13 protein-coding genes are annotated in these 23,076 nt (G+C 68.0%); 8 read left to right on the top strand and 5 right to left on the bottom strand.

The genetic code is table 11. The features are described from left to right. Window positions 1–40: 40 nt before the first annotated feature. The gene (gene bglX, locus ACFSGX_RS15505) at window positions 41–2,329 is read left to right on the top strand and encodes a beta-glucosidase BglX (RefSeq protein ID WP_380931226.1); all 2,289 of its coding nucleotides are present in this window, start codon (window positions 41–43) and stop codon (window positions 2,327–2,329) included. Here the strand turns inward: bglX and ACFSGX_RS15500 are convergent. Genes ACFSGX_RS15500 through ACFSGX_RS15490 form a run of 3 tightly spaced genes read right to left on the bottom strand, consistent with a single transcriptional unit; the run spans window position 2,316 to window position 5,496 of the window. Next, window positions 2,316–3,638 (bottom strand): MFS transporter, encoded by a 1,323-nt coding sequence (locus tag ACFSGX_RS15500; protein WP_380931225.1) that lies wholly within the window; start codon window positions 3,636–3,638, stop codon window positions 2,316–2,318. The two genes, bglX and ACFSGX_RS15500, sit on opposite strands and share 14 nt — an antisense overlap. 52 nt (window positions 3,639–3,690) lie before the next feature. Then, window positions 3,691–4,419, bottom strand: a complete 729-nt coding sequence (locus ACFSGX_RS15495) for a DUF6445 family protein (protein WP_380931224.1) — start codon at window positions 4,417–4,419, stop codon at window positions 3,691–3,693. A 42-nt stretch (window positions 4,420–4,461) separates the two neighbouring features. Beyond that, window positions 4,462–5,496, bottom strand: coding sequence for a 2OG-Fe(II) oxygenase (locus ACFSGX_RS15490; protein ID WP_380931223.1), 1,035 nt, complete (start codon window positions 5,494–5,496; stop codon window positions 4,462–4,464). A 278-nt stretch (window positions 5,497–5,774) separates the two neighbouring features. Here ACFSGX_RS15490 and ACFSGX_RS15485 point away from each other — a divergent pair, with 278 nt between their 5' ends. Further along, window positions 5,775–6,920, top strand: a complete 1,146-nt coding sequence (locus tag ACFSGX_RS15485) for a DUF3667 domain-containing protein (protein ID WP_380931222.1) — start codon at window positions 5,775–5,777, stop codon at window positions 6,918–6,920. 7 nt (window positions 6,921–6,927) lie between these two features. Here ACFSGX_RS15485 and ACFSGX_RS15480 read toward each other — a convergent pair whose 3' ends face one another. After that, window positions 6,928–7,140 (bottom strand): hypothetical protein, encoded by a 213-nt coding sequence (locus ACFSGX_RS15480; protein WP_380931221.1) that lies wholly within the window; start codon window positions 7,138–7,140, stop codon window positions 6,928–6,930. Window positions 7,141–7,362: 222 nt separating this feature from the next. Between ACFSGX_RS15480 and ACFSGX_RS15475 the strand changes: the two genes are divergently transcribed. The 3 genes from ACFSGX_RS15475 to ACFSGX_RS15465 are packed head-to-tail and all read left to right on the top strand — an operon-like array spanning window position 7,363 to window position 15,087. After that, the gene (locus ACFSGX_RS15475; protein ID WP_380931220.1) at window positions 7,363–10,311 is read left to right on the top strand and encodes a TonB-dependent receptor; all 2,949 of its coding nucleotides are present in this window, start codon (window positions 7,363–7,365) and stop codon (window positions 10,309–10,311) included. Window positions 10,312–10,330: 19 nt separating this feature from the next. Beyond that, complete coding sequence (galA, locus tag ACFSGX_RS15470) at window positions 10,331–12,796, top strand: beta-galactosidase GalA (protein WP_380931219.1); 2,466 nt, start codon at window positions 10,331–10,333, stop codon at window positions 12,794–12,796. Next, the gene (locus ACFSGX_RS15465) at window positions 12,796–15,087 is read left to right on the top strand and encodes a DPP IV N-terminal domain-containing protein (protein WP_380931218.1); all 2,292 of its coding nucleotides are present in this window, start codon (window positions 12,796–12,798) and stop codon (window positions 15,085–15,087) included. Before galA ends, ACFSGX_RS15465 begins: the two co-directional genes overlap by 1 nt. A 7-nt stretch (window positions 15,088–15,094) precedes the next feature. On the opposite strand, the gene ACFSGX_RS15460 is transcribed toward ACFSGX_RS15465, so the two are convergent. After that, window positions 15,095–17,824, bottom strand: coding sequence for a DUF5695 domain-containing protein (locus tag ACFSGX_RS15460; protein WP_380931217.1), 2,730 nt, complete (start codon window positions 17,822–17,824; stop codon window positions 15,095–15,097). Between the two features lie 92 nt (window positions 17,825–17,916). Here ACFSGX_RS15460 and ACFSGX_RS15455 point away from each other — a divergent pair, with 92 nt between their 5' ends. From ACFSGX_RS15455 to ACFSGX_RS15445, 3 genes are read left to right on the top strand one after another with little or no spacing between them, the layout of a single operon-like run. Beyond that, window positions 17,917–20,292 carry a beta-L-arabinofuranosidase domain-containing protein gene (locus ACFSGX_RS15455; RefSeq protein ID WP_380931216.1) on the top strand — a complete coding sequence of 792 codons (2,376 nt, stop codon included), beginning with the start codon at window positions 17,917–17,919 and terminating at the stop codon, window positions 20,290–20,292. Between the two features lie 14 nt (window positions 20,293–20,306). Beyond that, window positions 20,307–21,311 carry an Ldh family oxidoreductase gene (locus tag ACFSGX_RS15450; protein WP_380931619.1) on the top strand — a complete coding sequence of 335 codons (1,005 nt, stop codon included), beginning with the start codon at window positions 20,307–20,309 and terminating at the stop codon, window positions 21,309–21,311. Next, complete coding sequence (locus tag ACFSGX_RS15445; RefSeq protein WP_380931215.1) at window positions 21,308–23,074, top strand: DUF885 domain-containing protein; 1,767 nt, start codon at window positions 21,308–21,310, stop codon at window positions 23,072–23,074. Before ACFSGX_RS15450 ends, ACFSGX_RS15445 begins: the two co-directional genes overlap by 4 nt. The last annotated feature ends 2 nt before the right edge of the window (window positions 23,075–23,076 follow it).

Below are 23,076 nucleotides of genomic sequence, written 5' to 3'. Positions count from 1 at the left end.
CAATACTTTCCACCGATACGGTGGTCGGGAGGGGGATCCGATGAACGAACGGCAGGTTTCACGGCGCGGATTGATGATCGGCGCGGCGGCGACGGCGGCCTGGGCGGCGTCCCCGGTGCGCGCGATGCTGGCGGAGGCCGGGGGGCGTGCGCTGCCCGCGAAGGTCGAGGCGCTGGTCGCGCAGATGACGGTGGCGGAGAAGGCGGGGCAGCTGACGCTGATGGCCGCGACCTGGGCGGGCGGTGCGGCGACGGCGCTCAATCCGGCAGCGGGCACGTCGACGTTCGAGACGCAGCTGGGCGAGGTGCGCGCCGGCAGCCTGGGCGGCGTGTTCAACGGCAATGGCGCGACGATGGCGCGGCGGATGCAGGGCGTCGCGATGCGCGAGGCGCGGCTCAAGATCCCGTTGCTGTTCGCAGCGGATATCATTCACGGGTTCCGCACGGTGTTCCCGGTGCCGCTGGCCGAGGCGGGCAGTTTCGATCCGGAGCTGGCCCGCCGGACCGCGCGGGCGGCGGGAGCGGAGGCGGCCGCATCGGGCATCGACTGGACGTTCGCGCCGATGGTGGACATCGCGCGCGACCAGCGCTGGGGTCGCGGCGTCGAAGGCGCGGGTGAGGATGTGCTGCTCGGCCGGATGATGGCGGACGCGCGGGTCCGCGGGTTCCAGGGCGAGCGTGGGCTGGCCGCGCCTGATGCGGTCGCGTCCTGTGCCAAGCATTTCGCGGCTTATGGCGCGGGCGAGGCGGGGCTGGACTACAACAGCGTCGATATCTCTGAACGGACGCTGCGCGACGTGTATTTCCCGCCGTTCCAGGCGGCGCTGGCGGCGGGTGCGCCGACCGTGATGGCGTCGTTCAACGAAATTTCGGGGGTGCCGGCGACCGCCAATCCCTGGCTGCTGACGCAGGTGCTGCGTCGCGAATGGGGGTTCGGTGGGCTGGTCGTGTCCGACTATACCGGCGACGAGGAGCTGATCGCGCATGGGTTCGCCGCGGACGCGCGGGAGGCGACGAAGCTGGCGTTCATGGCGGGTGTCGACATGAGCATGCAGTCGGCCTTTTACCGGCTGCATTTGCCCGATCTGGTCGCGAACGGCGAGGTGCCGATGGCGCGGCTGGACGAGGCGGTGCGGCGGGTGCTAGCGCTGAAGGTCGCGCTGGGGCTGTTCGACGATCCGTTCCGGCGGATCGATCCGCGGCGCGAGAAGACGCGCGTGCGGACCAAGGCGACACTGGCGCTGGCCCGCGAGGCGGGCGCGAAGTCGATCGTGATGCTGCGCAACGAGGGGGAGATCCTGCCGTTGCCGCGTGCGGGCAAGCGGATCGCGCTGATCGGGCCGTTCGCGCAAGGGAAGCACGACCTGATCGGGCCGTGGAACGTGTACGGAACGGATGCCGAGGCGATCGACCTGGCGACCGGCGTGCGCGAGGCGGTGGCCGACGCCGGCAGCGTGACCGTGGCGGACGGCAGCGGGATCGACGCGCCGATCGCAGGCGGGATCGATGCCGCGGTGGCGGCGGCGCGTGCGGCCGACGTGGTGGTGCTGGCGATCGGCGAGAGCCAGGCGATGTCGGGCGAGGCGCAGAGCCGGACCGACATCGTGGTGCCCGCCGCCCAGATGGCGCTGGCCGAGGCGGTGATCGCGGTGGGCAAGCCGGTTGTTGTGCTGCTGTCCACCGGGCGCGGGCTGGCGTTGTCGGGCGGGGTGCTGACTGCGCCGGCGGTGCTGGTGACGTGGTTCCTGGGGTCGGAGGCGGGGCGGTCGATCGCCGACGTGCTGTTCGGGATCGTCGGGCCGTCGGCGCGGCTGCCGGTCAGTTTCCCGCATGCGACGGGGCAGGAGCCCTATCATTATGGGCACAAGAGCACCGGGCGGCCGAACGGGCCGGGGCCGCTGGCGCCGTACAAGGCGCATTACCGCGAGTATGCGAACGATGCGGCGTTCCCGTTCGGGCATGGGCTGACCTACGGGCGGATCGGTTATGCGGGGCTGGATCTGGGCGGCGGGCGGTTGTCGGCGGGCAGCACGCTGACCGTGTCGGCGACGGTGACGAACAGCGGGACGCGCGCGGCGGACGAGGTCGTGCAGCTCTATGTGCAGGACGTGACGGCGAGCATCACGCGGCCGGTGCGCGAGCTGAAGGCGTTTCGGCGCGTGACGTTGAAGCCCGGCGAGTCGCGGGTGGTGTCGTTCCCGATCCGGCGGACGGACCTGCTGTTCGTCGGGGGCGACCTGAAGCCGACGGTGGAGCCCGGGCGGTTCCGGCTGTGGATCGCGCCGTCGGCTCAGGCGGAGGGGGTGGCAGGCGAGTTCATGCTCGCTTGATCGGCGCGGGCGGTTCCCGCCGACCGCGCAGGGCGGCGATCGTGCCGCGGCGAAGCGGAAGCCGGAGAACGGCGAGCGCGCAGACCGCGATCAACAGCGCCGGGCCGCCAAGCATCAGCCAGTGGATCGCGTGGATCGTCGCCGCGGTCTGCGCGGCGCCCGCCACGAAGCCGTTCGCCTGGTAGGTGGCACCGATAAGCAAGCCGGTGCCTGCAAGCGCCGCCTTCTGCACGAAGGCAAAGGCGCCGAACGCCAGCGTTTCGGCCCGGATGCCGTCATGCGCCTCGCCCCAGTCGACGCTGTCCGGCACCAGTGACCAACCGGCCAGGCCGAAGCATGCGAAAGCGACCGCAAGCGCCGTGATCGGCAGCGCACCGTCGCGTCCCGACACGGCGACCGCGCCGAGGCACAGGATCGCGAGCAGGATCGCGCAGAGCCATGCGGTGCGTGCTCCGGTCCGCTGTGCGAGCACGGTCCAGGCGGGCAACGCGACGGCGCCGGCAACGGCCATCGCGGCCAGAACCTGCGGGCCGCGCGCGGTGTCTTGCACCACGTAGCGGAAATAATAGGGGATCGACTGGCTGAGCAGCATCGTCGCCGCGCTGCCCGCCGCGGCCGCGACGTTGAGCAGGACGAAGGCGCGATTGCGGACGAGCGCGGCGAATTGCGGACGCAGGGCGGTCTGCTGCAGGGTCGCGGGCCGGACCGGCTCTGGCACGATCCAGACGACGATCAGCAGCAACGGCGTTGCCGCCAGGACGAACAGGGCCGCGGCGTGGGACCAGCCTACGGCAGCCGGCGACGCGCTGCGTTCCGCGAGCCAGGGCAGGCCGAGGGCGACGAGCATCGCGGCGGCCGCACCGAACATCATCCGGATGCCGGTCAGCATCGTGCGGACCGAACTGCGGTCGCTCAACCGCGCCGTCCAGGCGGCATAGGGCGTGTTGGTGGCGGCGTAGAGCGTGCGGAAGACGATCTGCAACAGCAGCAGCGCGACCGCCGACCGCGCGGTGTGCGCGAACATCAGGACGAACGCACCGCCCAGCGGAACCGCGCCCCAGCCGATCATCCGCCGATACGAGACCCGCGTCCGTTCGATGATCGCCGCGACCGCAAGATCGGCCACCCCATCCCAGAGCGCGCCGACCATGAACACCGTCCCGGCGATGGCGGGCGGAAGGGCGAGGACGTCGATGTAGAAGTACAGCAGGTAGAGCGTCACACCCTGCCAATAGAGGTTGAACGCGAAATCCCCGGTCGTGAAGACGAACAGCGACACGGCCGACGGCGTGGATCGCCTGAACGTCATGCGGGGCTCCGGGAAGTTTTACAGGCGACGGTTAAACCGTGTGACGGCCGATTCAGGCCGGGTCACCGACGGGGCTGAACGTCACGAAGATGTTGGCGGTCAGCCGGCCGAGCCGCGGATCGGGCGAAAGGCGCTGCGGTGCCAGGATGCGTCCGGAATGGAGCACGTTGCTGCGGTAGACGATGACGCGGTTGAACGCGGCGTCGATCTCGGCGGTCTGTTCGAACCAGGGTTCGCCGTCCGCGACGTAGCCCGCCGCCCAGCCTTCCTGCGCGCGGATTGCCAGGAAGGCATCCTTGCGGTCGTCGGTGATCGTTTCGAAGCCGGTCGCGCGGTGGCGGTAGAAGGCGGTGCCGCCGTGGTCCGCCCGCGACAGATAATGCAGGATCGCGAACTGGTGCCCGTCGGTGGAATCGACGTGCGGCGCGCGTTGCGGCGGGGTGAGCCGGTCCGGCGGGAGCGTGACGATCGAGAAGGCGCATTCCGCCTTGGTGACTGCGACCGGGCCGAGGCCGAATGCCTCCCGCACGGGACCGATCAGCGTCCGGATCATCGCGTCGGTGTAGGCACGCGGTGCCGCGGCGCGCAGTCCGGGATAACCGCCGGCCGGGGTGAAGGCCGGCGTGAACGGAGCGTCGTGGGCGATCCGCAGCAGATCTTCCGGGTTCGAGAGCATGTTGTCGACCAGCAGGAGCGGCGCCTGCTCGGTGCCGATCGTGGACGAGGCGGAGCGCATGCGCGATGCGGGCGGGGACTGGCTCATCGCGTCGGCATACCGCATGGCACCGCCCCTTGCGACCGATTTGGCGGGCGGGGCGCGGCCTCAGGCGGGCGCGCCGCCGTGGAGGAACGGCAGGGTGGCGTAGCGTCGCCCGGCGGTCATGCGCGTCACCTCGTGCAGCAGCGAGCAGGAGAAGACGATCGCGCCCCCGCGTGGCGCGCGGTAGCAGCGCGTGCCGAATTCCGGGAAGCGCAGGTCGCCGCCGTCATAGTCGTCGTTGAGGTTGATCGTGACGGCGAACCGGCGATGCGCCGTGGCGGGGGTGGTGTTGTCGCGGTGCGGGGCGAAGTGTGCGCCGTCGCGGCTGTCGTAGCAGGAGACGATGTAGCGCTCGATCTCGGCCGGGCGATACTGGAAGCAGCGCGCGATCATCGGCACGAGGCGCAGCATGACGGCGTCGTGGAGCTGCGCCTGGACCGCGGGATCCTGGACGATATGGTCGCGGCGGCGCTTGACGGCGTGGTTGTGGACCTCGACCGTCCGGTCGCCGATCCGCCGCATGGTGCCGGATTCCGTGCCACCGTGACGGGTGTGGAGCGCGATCAGTTCGGCGGCGAAGTCCGGATCGAGGATGTTTTCGAGGATGAGCGCCGGGGCGGCGACATCGACCGGCGGGGTGGACAGCAGGCCGCGCAGCGCGTCGATCGCCGCCTCACCGTCCTGCAACGCGAACACGCCCGCGACGCGCAGCAGCGGATCGAGCAGCAGCCAGTAGGGCGTGAAGCTGTCGCCCTGCGCACCGGGCCGGACGGCGCCGTAGAGCGTGCTGACCCGCCGATCGTCGTCGACGATGATGTGCACGCCGATGCGCTGCAGCGCCGACAGCCGCCCGTCGGTGACGTCGCGCGGATCGGCCGTGACGCCGAGGAACGCGGCGCGCCCGTCGGCCAGCAGCGCGGCGTTCGCCTCCATCTGCCGCAACGCCGCCTGGCAGGCGGGGTGGCCCGCGGTGCCGAAGAACAGCAGCAGCACATGCCGCCCGCCGGCCTTGTCGAAATCGGCCTCCGTCGCCTGCCCCAGCATGGACGCGGTGAACCACGGCGCGGGATCACCGATGGTCAGGCGGGGTGGGGTCACGGGGGCGATCCTGTCCTGTCGTTATGCGCTCTGTGTCGCTCAAATGCGGTATCGCAGCTTCGCAGCGGATTATGAAGCTAGGCCGTCAAAATCGACATTGGGACGGCCTGCGATCCTCGCGCCATCGTACATCGGCCTGTTGTCGACGTGACTTCGTTCGGACCTTTCACGGGCGGGCGTAGCCGAAGCCGCGAAGGCGGGGGGATGCGAAGTCATCTCGACGGACCGTGCGGGATGGGGGATAGCAGTCGGGGGAAATGGCGGCGGGGGCGGCGGCGATGGACGGACTGGACGACGCGGGCGCGGTGGTGACCGGGGGGCTGGCGGCGCAGGCGGTGGATGGACACGGGGCGCGACACGCCGCTTCGTCCGTCGGGCAGCATGGACATGGCGATCACGGGGCGGGCGGGACGTGCCCGAACTGCGGGGCGACGCGGGCCGGCGCGTTCTGCCAGAATTGCGGGCAGGCGGCGCATATTCACCGCGACATGATGGGGTTCGCGCATGACGTGGTCCACGGCGTGTTCCATTTCGACGGGAAGTTCTGGACGACGCTGCCGATGCTCGCGCTTCGGCCGGGACAGTTGACCCGGCGTTACATCGACGGCGAGCGGCAGAAGTTCGTGACGCCGATGGCGATGTTCCTGTTCTCCGTGTTCCTGATGTTCGCGATCGTTTCGAACATCGGTTTCATGAGCGGCGTCGGGGGCAAGTCCGGCGCGCTGGCCGGGGTGACGAAGGATCTGGCGACCGCGCGCCGGCAAGTGGTGGACGAGACGGTTCGGACGCGGACGGAGATCGCCGAACTGGAAGCCGCACGGGCGCGGCGGGTGGCGGCGGGGCAGGACGTGGCGGCGGCCGACCAGCGCCTGGCGAAGCTGCGCGAGGATCTTCGCGGTCTGAGCATCGCGGCGGCGGCCATCCCGGGCGAGGGCAGCCCGAAGGTTGAGGCGGCGGCGGCCGGGCGACCGAAACCGTCGCAGGCGGAGATCAAAGGATGGTTCGAGCAGCGGGTCGAGCATTTCCGCGAGAACCCGAAGCTGGCATTCTACAAGATGAAGACCGCGGGGTATAAGTATAGCTGGGCGCTGATCCCGCTGTCCTTGCCGTTCCTGTGGGTCATGTTCGCGTGGCGCCGGCGGTTCGGGCTGTACGATCATGCGGTGTTCGCGACCTATTCGATCGCGTTCATGTCGCTGCTGGTCGTTGTTTCGACGTTGGCAGCGGCTTGGCTTGGCAAGCCGGCGATCATGTGGTTCGCGCTGCTGCTGATCCCGCCCGTCCATATGTATAAGCAGTTGCGCTATGGGTATCTGCTGTCACGGCTCAGTGCCGCCTGGCGGACGGTGGTGCTGCTCGGGGTGGTGACGGTGACGTCGACGTTGTTCTTCCTGTGGCTGTTGTATCTGGGCGTGGCGGACTGAGCCGCGCTCAGGGCGCGCGCGGTGCGCGTGCCACGATGGCCTGCGCCGCCTTCAGCCGCGTCCGCCAGACCTTTGTCGAGGGGTGGCCGGTCGCCAGCTCGTCGAGCCACGACTGACATTTGACGATCTCCGACTGCGCCGCGGCGATCTGCGCATCGGTAGGGGGCGGTGCGATGTTGGCCCGACCGGCGGCGCCTGTGCGGCCCTTGCTCTTGCTCATGACTCTGCTTCCGCCTCGTGGTTCGCGCTGCGGTCCACGCAACGCCGTGGCGGTCGTCATAGGCCGGCCGTTGCCGGAATACAGGCGTTTCGAGAGGCGCGGTTCATTTCATACCGGCCGTAAAGACACATGTAACGCAGATATACCGGATATCGTATATTATATTTGACTTCAGTTTGATGACGTGATGGATTGCCCGGACACACTCTGGGCGGGGTCATCATGGGAAATCTGGTCGGCACACATCGTCTTCGCGCGAGCACCGTCACGGTGCTGGCGATGCTTCTCGCCTCAGGCGCGCATGCGCAGGTGGTGCCTGGTCCGGAGGGGGCGGATGCGGCGTCGTCCGCCGCCGGTGACGAGGCGATCGTCGTGACGGGCACGCGCATCCGGCGGTCCGACCTGGCGAGCAACAGCCCGGTCACGTCGGTGACCGATCAGGAGATCCGGTACCAGGGGGCGGTGAACGTCGAGAGCGTGCTGAACCGCCTGCCGCAGTTCACCGCCGACGCGAACGAGAATGTTTCGAACGGTTCGGACGGCACGGCCAACATCAACCTGCGCAACCTCGGGTCCAACCGGACGCTGATCCTGCTCAACGGCCAGCGATTGCTACCGCAGCAGGCGATGGACCTCAATTTCGTGCCGTCCAGCCTGATCGACCGGGTCGACGTGGCGACGGGCGGGGCGTCCGCGGTTTATGGGTCGGACGCGGTTGCGGGCGTCGTCAACTTCGTGCTGAAGGACCATCTCGACGGGTTGCGGATCGACGGGCAGTCCTCGCTCGGCATCCACACCAACGACAATGGCGCGGTGCGCGATCTCGTGACGGCGCAGGGCTATGCCAACGCGCCGCGCAACGTCGCCGACGGTGGCAAGCAGGACATCAACGCTGCCTACGGCAAGAACTTCGCCGACGGGCGCGGCAACATCACCGTCTATGGCGGGTATCGCCATACCGATCCGGTGTTGCAGGCGAACCGCGACGTATCGGCGTGCGCGCTGAACCAGGTGGACGATGCGGGCAGCAACCTGATCTGCGGCGGATCGAGCAACTCGCCATACGGCACGTTCGCGCCGCTCGGCGGGCCCAATGCCGGCAAGACGCTGACCAACAACATCAACGGAACGCAGACCTGGGTCCCCTACACGTCGGCCTACGCCTACAACTATTCGCCGACCAATTACCTGCAGCGATCGGACAATCGCTACATCGGCGGCGCGTTCGCCAAGTTCGAGATCGCGCCGGTGGCCGAAGTCTATGGCAGTTTCATGTACATGAACGACCATACATTTTCTCAGGTGGCGCCCTCCGCACTGTTCCTGGGGACGAGCTTTACCGTGCCGTGCAACAATCCGCTGATGAGTGCCGCGCAACAGCAGTCGCTGTGCGGGGCGGCCGCCGGGACGGGGGCGACGCAGGACACGCTGATCGGATACCGGCTGGGTGACGCGCAGTCGCGTCGCGACGATTTGCGGCACGAGGATTACCGTTACAACGCCGGCGTCCGCGGTGACCTGGGCCACGGGTTCCAATACGACGTCAGCTATCTTCATTCGCTGGTGAAGTTCAACGAGACGTATCTAAACAACGTCGACAATGTGAAGGCGCAGCGCGCGCTCGACGTGGTCAGCGTGAATGGGGTGCCGACGTGCCGATCGGTCATCGACGGCAGCGATCCGAGCTGTGTGCCGGTCAACGTGTTCCAGGCCAACGCGATCACCGACACGCAGGCGGCCTATCTCTATTCGGAGAGCAACACCGCGTCGCGCAACGCGCTGACGGTGTTTTCGGCGAACATCAACGGCGATCTGGGCACGTTCGGCATCGCCAGCCCCTGGGCGGAGCGCGGCGTGAACATCGCGCTGGGTGCCGAGCGGCGCCGCGAGACGCTGAACTACACCGCCGATGCGGTGGCCGAGCAGGGCGGCGCGACCGATACCGACGGGCGCATCACGGTGAACGAGGCGTATGGCGAGCTGGAGATTCCGATCCTGCAGAACCTGCCGTTCGCGCACGCGCTGACCATCAACGGCGGTCTGCGCTACTCCGCCTATCGCAACGAGCAGCAGTCGACCGGGCTGAAATCGAAGTACAATGTCTGGACATACAAGGGCGAGGCGAGCTGGGCGCCGTCGCAGGATGCGCGGCTGCGCTTCAGCTACAACCGCGCGATCCGGGCGCCCAATATCGCCGAGCTGTTCGGGTCGCGATCGATCGGCAACGTCGCCGCGCAGGACCCGTGTTCGGGGGAGACGCCGGCCGCCTCGTTCGATGTCTGCCAGCTGACCGGCGTGACGCAGGCGCAATATGGCAGCATCATCGAATGCCCGTCCGATACCTGTTCGGCGCAGTTCGGCGGTAATTCCGACCTGAAGCCCGAGAAGGCCGATACCTACACCATCGGCCTGGTCCTGACGCCGCGGATGATGCGGAACTTCACACTGTCGGTCGATTATTTTCACATCAAGGTGAAGGACTATATCAGCTCGGTCGATCCCTCGCTGGCGATCAGCCAGTGCGTAACGGGGGGCGATCCGTTCTACTGCGGCCTGTTTACGCGCGATCCGCGGTCGGGCGCGCTGTTCGGGACCAACGGTTATCTCGTGTCGACGACGTACAACACCGGATCGCTGACGACGTCGGGGATCGACGTCACCACCGACTATACGTTGGGCCTGGGCGCGCTCGGCAAGCTGAACCTCAATCTGGTCGGCACGCGGCTGATCAAGCAGGCGGCCGAACCGCTGGCGGGGCTGGGCAGCTATGACTGCAAGGGGCTGTACGGCTATACCTGCGGGCAGCCGAACCCGACGTGGCGGCACGTGATGCGGACGACGTGGATGATGCCGCAGGGCCGGTCGCTGTCGGTTTCGTGGCGCCACACGGACTCGGTCAGCCTGTCGTCGCTGTCCGACAATGCGTTCCTGGCCGGCACGCCGAGCGTCATCAACCGCAAGATTCCGGCGTATAACTATATCGATCTGGCGGGCACCGTGGCGTTCGGTGAGGGACTCCAGCTGCGCGCGGGCATCAACAACCTGTTCGACAAGGACCCGCCCGCGATCGCCGCCGGGATCCTGTCGTCGTTCGGGAACGGCAACACCTATCCCGGGGTGTATGATACGCTGGGGCGGATCCTGTTCGTCGGGGCGACCGTGAAACTCTGACGCGGTGGGGGGTGACAGCATGACTGGATATGGCCGCCGCCACATCTTGCAGACCGGTGGCCTGACGGCGCTTGCCGCGGTCGTGCCCGAGTTGCCGCTCGCGGCGGCGGGAGCGGTCTCGCCGGGGCCGCGCGAGGTCGTGCCGCTCGCGGGCGGGTGGCGGTTTCATCTGGGACATGCGAGCGATCCGGCGAAGGATTTCGGCTTCGGGCGTTCGCACGACACCTATGCGAAGTCGGGAGATGTCGGGACGCCGGTTGCCGAGCGCGCGTTCGATGACGGTGCCTGGGAGGCGGTGACGCTGCCGCACGACTGGGCGGTGGACCTGCCGTTCAGGCAGTTCGGGCCGGCGGGCAGCGATGCCGACCGGACGGGCGCGTATCAGGGGTTCAAGCCGGTCGGGCGGATGTGGCCGGCGACGAGTGTCGGCTGGTATCGGCGGGTGATCCCGCTGGCGAAGGGCGACGCGGGGCGGCGGTTGCTGCTGCAGTTCGACGGGGTGGCGCGCGACTGCATCGTGATCCTGAACGGCTTCGTCGTGGGATCGAACGAGAGCGCCTATGCGCCGTTCGAAATCGACGTGACCGACTTCGTCCGGCCGGGCGAGGACAATGTGCTCGTCATCCGGTGCGACGTGAGCCTGGGCGGGGCGTGGTCGTACGAGGGGGCGGGGCTGTACCGCGACGTGCGGCTGGTGAAGGTAGCGCCGGCGCATGTCCGGCGATGGGGCGCGACGGTGCGGTGCTCGGTCGATGCCGGTGGGGCGACGGTTCGGGTCGCGACCGAGATCGACAATGATGGGCCCGCCTGTGCGGCGCGGGTACGATCGACGGTGATCGGGCCGGACGGGAAGCCGGTTGCGGTGTTGTTCGCGGACCCGCTGAGCCTGGCGGCCTGGGGCGGGACGACCGCGACGCAGGAGACCCGTGTCGCGGCGCCGGCGCTGTGGTCGCTTGAGACGCCGCAGCTCTATACGCTGGTGAGCGAGATACTGGTCGACGGTGTCGTGGTCGATCGCGAGACGTGTCGGTTCGGGATCCGGACGATCCGGTTCGACGCGGCGCGCGGGTTTTTCCTCAACGGCAAGCCCGTCAAGATCAAGGGCACCTGCAACCATCAGGACCATGCCGGGGTCGGCTTTGCGGTGCCGGACAGCCTGCATGTCTGGCGGCTGGAGCAGCTGAAGGCGATGGGGAGCAACGCCTATCGGTCAACGCATCATTCGCCGGCGCCCGCGATCCTGGATGCGTGCGACCGGATGGGCATCCTGATGATCGACGAGACGCGGCAGATGTCGAGCAATGCCGAGGGGCTGGGGCAGCTGGAACGGATGGTGCGGCAAGGGCGCAACCATCCGAGCATCATCCTGTGGAGCATCGGCAACGAGGAGATCCACCGCGGCACCGAAACCGGCGCGCGGATCGCCGAGACGATGAAGCGCAGGGTCTACGAACTCGACGGGACGCGGCCGGTGACGGAGGCGTTCAACGGCAAGTTCGGTGAGGGGGCGTCGCGCGTGCTCGACGTGATGGGGTGCAATTATTACCTCGACGCGATCGACCCGTATCACGCCGCGCATCCTGACATGCCGATGATCGGGACCGAGACGGGCAGCACGGTGATGACGCGCGGCGAATATGCGCGCGACGACAAACAGGGTTTCGTCCCGGCCTATGATCGCGATTTCCCGAAATGGGCGACGACCGCGGAGACCTGGTGGAGTTTCTACGACGCGCGGCCGTTTCTGAGCGGTGGGTTCGTGTGGACGGGGTTCGATTATCGCGGGGAGCCGACGCCGTTCGAACGCTGGCCGGAGAACGTCTCGAACTTCGGCCAGATGGACCTGTGCGGGTTTCCGAAGGACAATTATCATTACTACCGCGCCTGGTGGAGCGGGGAGCCGGTGCTGCACCTGTTTCCGCACTGGAACTGGGCGGGGCGCGAGGGGCAGCCGGTTTCGGTGTGGGTTCACAGCAATGCCGAGGCGGTCGAGCTGTTCGTGAACGGGCGGAGCGTCGGGCGGCAGGCGGTGGTGCGCAACGAGCATTTGGAGTGGCAGGTGCCCTATGCGCCGGGGCGGATCGAGGCACACGGCTATCGCGGCGGCAAGCGGGTGATGCACGCGGTGCGCGAGACGACGGGGGCGGCGGCGCGGATCGGGATGTCGAGCGATCGGCGGCGGTTGGCGGCGGGAGAGGTGGCGGTGGTGCGCGTTGCGATCCTCGACGCGAAACGCCGCGAGGTGCCGACCGCGTCGGATCGGGTGTCGTTTAGCCTGTCGGGTGACGCGAAGCTGCTGGGGGTCGGCAATGGCGATCCGCGGAGCCTGGAGCCGGACCATGCGACGGCGCGGTCCGCGTTCAACGGGTTGTGCATGGCGCTGGTCCAGGCGGGCGAGCGGGGCGGGCCGATCCGGCTGGAAGCGCGGGGGGACGGCTTGGCGCCCGCGATGTTGCCGTTGATCGGTCTGGGCAAGGACAGCTGATGATCTTACGTCGTTCGTCGCGGGTCCTGGCGATCCTGTTGCTGGGTGCCTCGGCGGCTGGGCAGGCTGCGCCCGACGAGGCGGCGTTCCGGCGGTCGATCGGGTTGCGCAGGGCGTGGCAGGACCTGACGCGCGAGGTGGCGTGGCCGGTGCAGTGGACGCCGGACGGGCGGCGCTTTTCATATCGTAAGACGGTGGCGGGCGGGTTCGCGTTCGAGACGGTGGATGCCGAGACGCTCGCCAAGTCGGCCGCGTTCGATACGGCCAGGCTGGCGGCCGCGTTGGGCGAAGCGCGGCACGAAGCGGTCGATGCGCTGCATCTGCCGTTCGCCGAGTTCGACTATGCCGACGATGGCAAGGCGATCACGTTCGGGCTGGACGAGACGCGGTGGCGCTGCGGGATCGTCGTCTATCGGTGCGAGGCGATCGTCGACAACAGCCGACCGCGGGGGTTCGGCGTGGTGCGCAATCTGTCGGTGCTGGCGGACAACGCGCCGAAGGTTTCGCCGGACGGGACGTGGACCGCGTTCGTGCAGGGCGACAATCTCGTCGTGCGGAAGGCCGGCGATGCGGCGATCGTGCCGCTGAGCGTCGACGGGACGGCGGGCGATTTCTACGATCCGGAGACGCTGCGCTGGTCGCCGGACAGTCGGCACATCATGATCTACCGGGTTCGGCCGGGCTATCAGCGGCGCGTGCTGCGCGTGGAATCGTCGCCGCGCGACCAGGTTCAGCCGAAGTTGCAGAGCCAGCTTTATCCGAAGCCCGGGGATGCGATCGATCAGGAGCGGCCGGTGCTGTTCGATGTCGCGACGCGGCGGCAGACGGTGATCGACGACGCGCTGTTTCCCAATCCGTATCAGCTCTCCGCGCCGCGCTGGCGGAGCGACGGGCGGAGCGTGGCGTTCGACTATGTCCGGCGCGGGTTCGGGCAGGCGCGGATCGTCGCGGTCGATGCGGAGACTGGCGTCGCGCATGCCGCGGTGACCGAGGATGCCAAGACTTTCGTGTTCGCCGATCGGCGTTACCAGCATGAGGTCGACGGGCGCGGGGACGAGATCATCTGGGCATCCGAGCGCGATGGCTGGAACCATCTCTACCTGGTCGACGGCCGGACGGGGAGGGTGAAGACGCGGATCACGAGCGGGGATTGGGTGGTGCGCGACGTGATCGCGGTCGACGATGTGAAGCGCCAGATCGTGTTTTCGGCGAGCGGGATGAATGCGGGGGAGGACCCGTATTTCCGGCACGTCTACCGGATCGGGTTCGACGGGCGGCGCCTGACCGCGTTGACGCCGGCGAAGGCGGATCATGACGTGCGGTTCTCGCCGGATGGATCGCTATATGTCGATACCTATTCACGGGTCGACCTGCCGACGGTGAGCGAGCTACACCGGTCGAGCGACGGTGCCCTGGTGGCGACGATCACCAAGGGCGACGACAGTGCATTGCGCGCTGCGGGGTTCCGGCCGCCAGAGGTGTTCGTGGCTAAGGGGCGCGACGGGAAGACCGACATCTGGGGCGTCGTCGTCCGGCCGCGCGACTATGATCCGCGGAAACGCTATCCGGTGATCGAGAACATCTATGCCGGGCCGCACGACAGCTTCGTGCCCAAGCAATATTGGCCGTTCGGCTATCATTCCGGCGGCGACAAGGTGATCGGGATGCAGGCGCAGGCCGATCTCGGCTTCATCGTCGTGCAGATCGACGGGATGGGCACGGCCAACCGGTCAAAGGCGTTCCAGGACGTCGCGTGGAAGAACCTGGCGGACTCCGGCTTCCCGGATCGGATCGCGTGGCACCGCGCGCTGGCGGCGCGGGACCCGTCCTACGATATCGGCCGGGTCGGCATCTACGGCGCGTCGGCGGGCGGGCAGAGCACGCTCAACGCGCTGCTGTTCCACGGCGATTTCTACAAGGTCGGGGTCGCCTATGCCGGGTGCTACGACAATCGGATGGACAAGATCAGCTGGAACGAACAGTGGCTCGGTTGGCCGGTCGATGCGAGCTATGCCGCCGCGTCGGGCGTCGATCATGCCGCACGGCTGACGGGCAAGCTGCTGATGATCGTCGGCGAGCAGGACAGCAATGTCGACCCGGCATCGACGATGCAGGTCGCCGACGCGCTGATCCGTGCGGGCAAGGATTTCGACCTGCTGGTCGTGCCCGGCGGCGAGCATAGCGTCGGGCGATCGACCGGGCCGATCGATTATGTCGCGCAGCGGCAGTTCGGGTTCTTCGTCCGGAACCTGGCGGGGGAGGCGGTGCCGGACGCGAACGCCGTCCGGTGAATTCGGGCTAACGCGGTGACAGGGTCAGGTGGGTCGGTGTCGACTTGAGCGGGACGGTATAGCCGCCGCGTTCGAACGATCCGCCCGCCGGGATATAGACTCGACCCGCTTTGGTCGTCGTCTCCAGAAAGACACGGGCGCTCGGACTGATCGCCGTTGCCGGATCGAGCGTCAGGGTGACCGCGCCTGTTGTGGGCGCATAGCTTGCCCGTGCGATCCTGCCGGCCTCCAGCGTGATCCACAGCCCGGCGGGTGCGATGAACAGGCGGGTGCGCGCGCCGTCCTTCGGGGCGATGCCGATAGTCCCCGCCGCCTGGTTCAGATTGCCGCCGAAACCGAGCCAGCCGAAGGTCGGGTCGTTGACCAGATAGGTCGCGGCGGTGATCGCGTGGCCGTAGAAGCCCATGCCGTAGTCACCGCTATACGGGTCCCACTTCATCATGTCGGGTGCGGAATGGAACGCCGCGGACGAAAAGCCGTCGCGGTCGATGTTGGTGATGCCGCCCATCATGCCGCCGTAAGCGATCCGCAGCATCCGCAGGTCGCTCGGGTCGGCGCGGTAGGCGTCGAACAGCGGGACGGCGTTCAGGGTGGAGCCGTAATGGTGGATCTGCCGTTCGATCCGCGGATATTTGCCGCCGTAGAGGAAGTCCCAATAGCGTCGCGCGTTGCCGTTGTAGCCCCAGCTCGGGATCGTCGGATCATAGGCGAGGACCACGCGGCGCGTGACGTCGGCCTGCGGCTGGTAACCGAAATAGCGCATCCAGGCATAGACTTCGGGCTGGCCCGTGGAGTCCCAGGCCATTTCGCTGCCGAACGGAAAAGCGAGCGTGCGCCAGTGGTCGGCGCGGGTCTTCATGAGGCGCTCCATTTCGGTCGCCTCGGCGGTCAGGCCCTCGCGCTTCAGGTCCTTCAGGATGTCGACGAAGACGTCGCCCTCCATCAGTCCGAACTGCGTGTAGTGCGGCGCGTCGCGCATCATCGCGGTGGTCGTCTGGTAGGCGTGATCGAGATACCAGCGCCAGGGATGCGCGGTGACGAGGCCAGGGTGGTTGCGCGCGACGCGGTACAGGACCCAGTGGCCGACCGCGACATGGGGGTAATTGTATGCGCGGCCGAGGTCGCCGGCGGCCTTTTTCGACCAGGACGTCCAGGTCGTCCAGTCGACGGTCGGGTCGTAATAGCCGGGATGTGCGGCGGGATCGTAGTAGAACAGGCTCTTGCGGACGGCGCCGGCGTGCGGGCCGTCGGGGATTTGCAGCCCGCCCTGAATGGTTTCGTCGACGAGGCGTTGCAGCTTGGCGATCTCGACCGGATCGGGGTTGTCGAGCTGCTTGGCGATCGCCGCGACCCAGCTGCCGGCGCCGCCTTCGTCGCTCATGCCCGAGATCCAGACGCGCGGGTCCTGCGTGACGACCTTCCCGGCCTCGCGGTCGTAGGTCAGGATCGCGGGGTTGCGGCCGAATGGGTCGGCCTTGTCCTCATACCATTGCTGCGTGGTCGAGAAATGGCCGAGGTCGGCCATGGTCTGGTCGAGCGGCTTGGTGATGAAATAGCTGACCGTCTGGACGCTGCCGTCGGCGTAGGTGATGGCGAGCGTGGCGCGGCCCCAGCCCTTGCTGCGGACGGTGTAGCGTGCCCAGCCTTTGGCGCTTGTCGTCGGGGTGGCGGTGAGCGCGCCGGCGGGGAAGCTCTCGACCCTGGTGATCGGTTGCGGGGTCTTCAGGAACAGCGACGCGTCCTGATCGGTCGGGACGACGTAGCCGGGGATGCCGACCGCGACGGGGCGGTGGTTGGCGATGAGCGTATCTTCGATCGCGGCGATCGAGGGTGCGGTGACGAAGCGGACGCCGATCGTGCGGGTCGCGCCGGGGGCGAGCGTGAAACTGGTCGGGACGTTCCATTGTTCGCCGGCCTTCGCCCATTCGCGCTCAGCGAACCCCTTGCTGGCGATGGTCCAGTCGTAGAACCCCTCCGAGGTCTGGCCACGCTTGCTGCGGTCGGTGAAGATGTCGCCGGTGGGGGCCTTGGCGGCTTCCAGGATCGGGCGATACGCCTCGAGCGGCGTGCCTTTCTCGGGCAGGACGAGCAGGGCGGGGCCCGCGCCGTTGAGCCGCGTCACCTGGAGATAGCCGGCGTCGCGGCCGATATAGGGGTCGACGAAGCTGGCCTGCGCGTGCGCCTGTTCGAGGGTGCGATCGGTGATGATGTTGTCGAACACCATCGGCAGGCCCAGCCCGCCCACTTCGACGGGCACGTCGGTGATGTTGGTCAACGTGAAGCGCAGCGCGAGGACGCCGCGGTCGTCGACCCAGCGGCGTTCGACGCGAAGTGGGCTAGCGGTGCCGAGTGAGGCGGTGATGTCGGCGGCGGCGATCGTCGCGCCGTTCGTTGGCAGCCGGCGGATTGCAGCGCGGTGCTGGGCGGACGCAAAGTCCGTCCAGGGGCCGCCGGGCTTGCGGAGGCGGAGGTGGATGTCGCCGATATGGACGTAGCCGTCGCCGGCGCGCTCGGCTTCGCGGGCACCAGGGACGAAATCGAACGCCGGGTCGCTGATGGGGGACAGCCGTGCCAATGTCTGGGTGTCGGTGCGGAGTGCCAGGCGAAACGTCGGCGTGGCGATCGTCGTCCGGGCAATCGGGCGGTAGATTGGCTTGGCGACCGGCGGTTGGGCATGAATCTGGAGCGTCGCAGTACCGAGCAGGAGGAGGACGAGGAGGGGGCGGCATGCGTTCATGATGGGGCTCGCTCGGCTCGACGGGGGATGCGAGATGACACTTGCGCCACTCTTCTCAAAGTATAGTATACGATATCCGAATGGAGGGGAAGATGTTCGCAAACCGCCGGGACGTATTGATGGGGACGACGGCGGTGGCGCTGTTGTCGGCAAGCGAACAGGCGATCGGACGCGCGCCGGCGACGGCGTTGCCCGCGCGGCCGACGCCGCTGCCGCTGTCGGCGGTGCGGTTGCGGCCGTCCCCCTACGCGACGGCGGTGGAGGTCAACCGGACCTACCTGCTGCGGCTGAGTGCGGATCGGTTGCTGCACAACTTCATGGTCTATGCCGGGCTGCCGGCCAAGGCACCGATCTATGGCGGGTGGGAAAGCGACACGATCGCCGGACATACGCTGGGCCATTACCTGACCGCGCTGGTGCTGATGCATGCGCAGACCGGCGATCAGGAGTGCCGCCGGCGTGCCGACTATATCGTCGCCGAACTGGCGCGGGCGCAGGCCAAGCGCGGCACCGGTTATGTCGGGGCGCTCGGCCGCAAGCGAAAGGACGGGACGATCGTCGACGGGGAGGAGATCTTCCCCGAAGTGATGCGCGGCGAGATCAAGTGGGGCGGGTTCGATCTGAACGGCTCCTGGTCGCCGCTCTATACCGTCCACAAGGTGTTCGCCGGGTTGCTCGACGTCCACGGCGCGTGGGGGAACACGCAGGCGCTGACCGTCGCGACGGGGCTGGCAACGTATTTCGAGAAGGTGTTCGCGGCGCTTGACGATGCGCAGATGCAGACGTTGCTGGGTTGCGAATATGGCGGTTTGAACGAGAGCTATGCCGAACTGTCGGCGCGCACCGGCGACCGGCGGTGGCTCGTCGTGGCGGAGCGGCTGTACGACCGGAAGATGCTCGATCCGATGGTGGCGGGGCAGGACAAGCTGGCCAATTTCCACGCCAATACGCAGGTGCCGAAGGTGGTCGGGCTGGCGCGGATCCACGAACTGAACGGAAAGCAGCCGCCAGCCGACGCCGCGCGGTTCTTCTGGAAGACGGTGACGCAGCATCACAGCTACGTCATCGGCGGCAATGCCGACCGGGAATATTTCACCGAACCGGACAGCATCGCCACGCACATCACCGAGCAGACGTGCGAGCATTGCAACACGTACAACATGCTGAAGCTGACGCAGCATCTGTATGGTTGGGAGCCGGACGGTGCGCTGTTCGACTATTACGAACGCGCGCACCTGAACCATGTGATGGCCGCGCAGGATCCGAAGAATGCCGGTTTCAGCTATATGACCCCGCTGATGACCGGGGCGCCGCGCAGCTATTCGACGCCGGCGGACGACGTCTTCTGGTGCTGCGTCGGATCGGGGATGGAGAGCCACGCCAAGCATGGCGAGGCGATCTTCTGGGAGGGCGGCACGACGTTGCTGGTCAACCTGTACATTCCCGCCGAAGCGCGGTGGAAGGCGCGGGCCGCAGTGCTGACGCTGGAGACGCGCTATCCGTTCGAGCCGGAGTCGCGGCTGACGCTGACGAAGCTGGGCAAGCCGGGGCGTTTCGCGATCGCGCTGCGCGTGCCGGGCTGGGCGGGGGATGGCGCGACGGTGACGGTCAACGGTGCGGCGGTCGAGCCGACGATGGCGAAGGGCTATGCGATCGTCGATCGGCGGTGGAAGGCGGGCGATGTCGTGGCGCTGACCGTGCCGCTCGACCTGCGGCTGGAAAGTGCGCCGGGCGATGCGGACACGGTCGCGGTGCTGCGCGGGCCGATGGTGCTGGCGGCGGACCTTGGCCCGAACGAAGCGAAATGGGAGCAGGCGGACCCGGCGATGGTGGGGGCGGACCTGCTTGCGGCCTTTACGCCCACCGCGGCCGATCGCGCGACCTACGCCACGCGCGGGATCATCCGGCCGGGGGACCTGAACTTCGTGCCGTTCTACAGCCAGTATGAGCGGCGCAGCGCGGTGTATTTCAAGCGGTTCAGCGAGGCGGCGTGGAAGACCGAGGAGGCGGCGTTCCGGACCGAGCAGGCGCGTTTGAAGGACATTGCCGCGCGGTCGGTCGACGTGATGCATCTAGGCGAGATGCAGCCGGAGCGCGACCATGCGCTGACGTCTGAAATCTCCTACCCGGTCAGCTATCGCGGGCGGAACGGGCGCGATGCGCGGTCGGGTGGTTTCTTCGAATTCACGATGAAGACGCGGCCCGGTCCGCTGGCGTTGCAGGCGACCTATTGGGGCGACGAGCGGGCGCGGGATTTCGATATCCTGGTCGACAATGTGAAGGTGGCGACGCAGCATCTGGAGGCGGACCGGCCAGGCAAGTTCTTCGACGTCGACTACCCGCTGCCGATCGGGCTGACGAAGGGGAAGGCGAGCGTGAAGGTGCGGTTCGTGCCGCATGACCGGTCGTCCGCCGGGCCGGTGTTCGGTGCGCGGATGATCACCGTCAAGCCGGGCGCGACGGCGTGAGCGACGACGTACGGATGACGCTCGACGACGTGCGGACGCTGGCGCGGACGGTGCTGCGCGGGGCGGGTCTGGCGCCCGACCATGCCGATGCGGTGGCCGAGACGATGGTCGCGGGCGAGCGCGACGGGTGCAGGAGCCACGGCGTCTACCGGCTGCTCGTTGCGGCGAACAGCATCGCCAGGGGTGTCGTTGTGGTCGATGCGAAGCCGGTGTTGAGCGAGCCGGCGCGCGCGCTGGTCCGCGTCGAGGGCGGCGGCGGGTTCGCGCAGCTGGCGTTCGAACGCGGGCGGCCGGTGCTGGCGCGGAAGGCGCGGGAGTATGGGATCGCGGCACTGGCGCTGAACAACGTGGTCCATTTCGCGGCGTTGTGGCCCGAGGTGGAGGCGCTGGCGGAGGACGGGCTGGTCGCGATCGCGGTGACGCCGAGCCATGCCTGGGTCGCGCCGGCCGGGGGCACGCAGCCGGTGTTCGGGACCAACCCGATCGCGTTCGGCTGGCCGCGGCCGGGCGGTCATCCGTTCGTGTTCGACTTCGCGACGAGTGCGGTGGCGCGCGGTGAGATCGAGCTGCACCGGCGGGCGGGCAAGCCGGTGCCGGACGACTGGGGGTACGACGCCGAAGGGCAACCGACGACCGATGCGGCGGCGGTGCTGGACGGCGCGATGCGGACGTTCGGCGGGCACAAGGGCTCCGCGCTGGCGGCGATGGTCGAACTGCTCGCCGGGCCGTTGATCGGCGACATGACCAGCCGGGAGTCGATCGACGCCGATGCGGGTCGCGGCGGATCGCCGATCGGCGGTGAGCTGATCATCGCGATCGATCCGGCCGGGTTCCTGGGCGATGCGGCGGCCGAGCATCTGGGACGCGCCGAGGCGATGTTCGCGGCGATCGAGGCGCAGGGCGCGCGGCTGCCGTCGCAGCGGCGTTACGCGGCGCGGGAGCGGAGTCTGGCCGAGGGCGTGGTCGTACCGGGCGCGCTGCACCGCGAGATTCTGGCGCTGATACCGGGAGAAGTATGATGAAGGCCCTGATCCTGTCGCTGGCGCTGGGTTCGGCCGCGGTCGGTGCGGTGGCTGCTGCACCGCCACGAGCGGCGGCGGCGACGTCCGCCGATGCGCGGTTCGAGGCGCTCTACACCGCGGAATATGCGTGGCGGCAACGCCAGATGGCGCAAGGCGAGGACACGCCGAACGCGCCGCCGCAGCTGCCCGATGTCGGGCCGGCGGCACAGGCGGAGCGGCTTGCGCGCTGGACGGACGTTTCGCGGCAACTGGCGGCGATCGCGCCGGCCAGCCTGTCGCCTGCGAACCGCGTCAACTATGCGGTCTATGCGCAGCAGATCGATGCGCTGCTCGCCGAGCAACGTTACCGCGACTATGAAAAGCCGCTGACCGCGGACACGAGTTTCTGGGGCGACGTGGCGGAGGGCGCGCGCGGCAACTTCAAGTCGGTAAAGGAGTATCGCGACTATATCGCCGTGATGCGCCAGATCCCGCGTTACTTCGCGCAGCAAACCGGGAACATGCGCGCCGGGCTGGCGCGGGGCTTCACGCCGGCGCGCGTGACGTTGACCGGGCGCGACACGGGCGTCGCGCAGGTGGCGGAGGCGAAGACGCCGCAGGATTCGCCGTTCTACGAACCGTTCAAGACGTTCCCATCGACCATCTCCGCGGCGGATCAGGCGGCGCTCAGGGCGGAGGGGACGGCGGCGATTTCGCAGGCTGTCGTCCCGGCCTATACGGCGCTGCTCGCGTTCCTGCGCACCGACTATATCCCGCATGCGCGCCAGACGCTGGCCGCGTACGACCTGCCCGACGGGAAGGCCTATTATCAGTCGAAGATCCGCGAATATACGACGGAGGACCTGACGCCCGACCAGGTTCACGCGCTGGGGCTTGCCGAGGTCGCCAAGATCCGCGCGCGGATGGACGGCGTGATGCGGAGCGTGAAGTTCCAGGGCGATCTGCAGGCGTTCTTCAACCACCTGCGCACCGATCCGATATTCTACCCCAAGACGCCGAACGAGCTGCTGTACCGCGCGGCGTGGATTGCCAAGACGTTCGACGGCAAGGCGTCGCAGTGGTTCGGCCACCTGCCGCGCAGCCGGTTCGCGATCAAGCCGGTGCCGGCCGATATCGCGCCGTTCTACACCGGGGGGCGCGGCGGGCCGGGGATCTACCTGGTCAACACCTATGCGCTGCCGTCGCGGCCATTTTACTCGCAGGTCGCGCTGACGCTGCACGAAAGCGCGCCGGGCCACGCGTTCCAGATGCCGCTGGCTGCCGAGAACAAGACGCTGCCGGCGTTCCGGCGCGACACCTACCTGTCGGTCTATGGCGAGGGCTGGGCGCTGTATTGCGAGACGCTGGGCGAGGACATGGGGATGTACGAGACGCCGTACGACCTGTTCGGGATGCTGAGCTACCAGGCGTGGCGCGCGGCGCGGCTGGTGGTCGATACCGGCATCCACGCCAAGGGCTGGAGCCGGAAACAAGCGCAGAATTATCTGCACGACAACACCGCGCTGTCGGATCATGAGATCGAGACCGAGGTGGATCGCTACATCGCGTGGCCGGGTCAGGCGCTGTCCTATTATATGGGGCAGATGGCGTTCCAGGCGGCGCGCAAGAAGGCGCAGGACGCACTGGGGGCGAAGTTCAACATCCGCGCCTTCCACGACGCGATGCTGGAGATGGGATCGGTGCCGGTGCCGGTGATCCAGGCGCGGACCGATGCGTTGATCGCGGCGGGCGGCAAGGGGCCTTATCCCGACGAGGAGTGAGA

Origin of the sequence: Sphingomonas arantia (assembly GCF_042682045.1) — a bacterium.
GTDB lineage: Bacteria > Pseudomonadota > Alphaproteobacteria > Sphingomonadales > Sphingomonadaceae > Sphingomonas_R > Sphingomonas_R arantia.
Note: the sequence above shows the minus strand (reverse complement) of the source record. Positions and strands in the feature narration are given on the sequence as shown.